The organism is Burkholderia sp. LMG 13014, assembly GCF_905232215.1.
GTDB lineage: Bacteria > Pseudomonadota > Gammaproteobacteria > Burkholderiales > Burkholderiaceae > Burkholderia.
The window spans coordinates 1-1,584 of the sequence record NZ_CAJNKE010000936.1; the positions used below are offsets into that span (position 1 = coordinate 1).

The following is a 1,584-nucleotide window of genomic DNA, read 5'->3' on the forward strand; positions in this document are numbered from 1 at the left end:
CGTGCTTTCGCGAGGCGATCGGCGGCGCGCTCGCGGGCCTGTTCGGCGTGGCGTTTCGCATCCGCGACGTGCTGGCTCAGCTTTTCTTCCGTCGCGGAGAAGTCGACGCCGCTGACCGTCTGCAGGTAGATGAGGCAGGTGCCGTTGACGAACGTCAGGAACGGAATCACGAGACCGATCGCGAACAGCAGGCCGTTGCCGAAGCCGTACGCGCCCAGGTAGGCCATGCTGCGGTAGTCGAACCCGCCCATGCCGCCCATCCCGCCGAAGCCGCTACCCGTGGCATCCGCGCCGAGACCGTAGGCGCCCATGCCGTACGCGCTGGCGTGCCGGCCGAACCCGCCGAGGCCACCCAGGCCGCCCATGCCGCCGAGCATGCCCAGCAAGCCGCCCAACGGGCTGGTGCCGGTCGCCGCGGAGATCGACGACGCGATCGCGGCACCCGTGCCGAGGATGCCGAACACGACCGCCGACAGCACGCCGACGAGCAGCAGCAGCCCGAACATCCTGACGATCACGCCCAGCAGCTGGCGGCGGCCGATATGCAGCAGGCGCGCGGCGGTCTGCAGCGTCGTATTGCCCTGCCAGATGGCAGGGGCGGCGAGCGGATAGCCGACGTACCACATGCCGGCGAAGACCGCGCCCGCGACGATCGCCGCGAGCGGATACGCGATCGCATACAGCAGCGGGCCGAGGCCCGGGATCTTGCAGACCAGGAACACGATCAGCAGCGCGAGCAGCAGCAGGACCCAGCCGACGGCGAGCAGCACGCCGATCCCGAGGAGGCGGTGGGCGGTGAACGTCGCCTGCAGCACCGCATCGACGAACCCGACCGATTCGCCCTGCGCATCGCGCATCAGCACGATACCGACCGCGGAATAGCCGATGAGCGCGGTGGCGAAGGTCGCGATGACGAACAGCAGGCCGAGCACCGGGCTGTGACGGAGGACCTGGATCGTGAGCATGCCCATCAGCATGCTGGCGACGATCGCGAAAGCGCACATGGCGAGCGCGCGCCAGTTCGTGACCGCCTCGGCGGCGCGCAGCAGGCCGAACTTGCCGGCCTCGGGTGCGTGATCGAGCGTTGACATCGTTGAATCTCCTTGCGAGGACGGGCCGGTCAGTGTGCGACGGGGGTGTCGAGCAGCGCGACGACGGTGACGCCGTCGACCTGCGCCAACTGGATGTTCGACTGCCGGATCGTGCCGGGCTTGCCGTTCAGGTAGACCTGGCTCTTGAGCGTGTACGTGCCTTGCGGTGCGCCCGACGGCAGTTTCAGCGTGAAGCTGTTGTCGAATTCGCCGCTGCCCGGCGTCGCGTTGACGACCTTCTCGCCGCGCTTGAACTGCTCGCCCGACGGCGCGTAGACGGTCACGACTTCCTTGACTTCCTGGACGGGCTCGTTGGTACCGGACACCGCGCGAATCTGCGATTCCAGCTTGATCGGATCGCCGGCCTTGACGGCGGAGCGCGGCGTCACGACCGTGTTGTATGCGTCGATCTTCGCGTACGGCGGCAGGTTGTTGCGATTGCTCGCGCGGTAATCGCGATCGACTTCGGCGGCCGTCTTCGTCTGCCGCGTCG

The 1,584-nt window shown here is 68.2% G+C and carries 1 protein-coding gene and 1 pseudogene; both read right to left on the reverse strand.

Going from position 1 to position 1,584, the window contains the following annotated elements; all coding sequences use genetic code 11:
* The coding region (locus JYJ84_RS36295; RefSeq protein WP_205190267.1) for a hypothetical protein at positions 1–1,091 on the reverse strand (1,091 nt) is incomplete at its 3' end.
* Between the two features lie 29 nt (positions 1,092–1,120).
* Positions 1,121–1,584: pseudogene (locus tag JYJ84_RS36300) on the reverse strand (hypothetical protein); the annotation flags it as partial.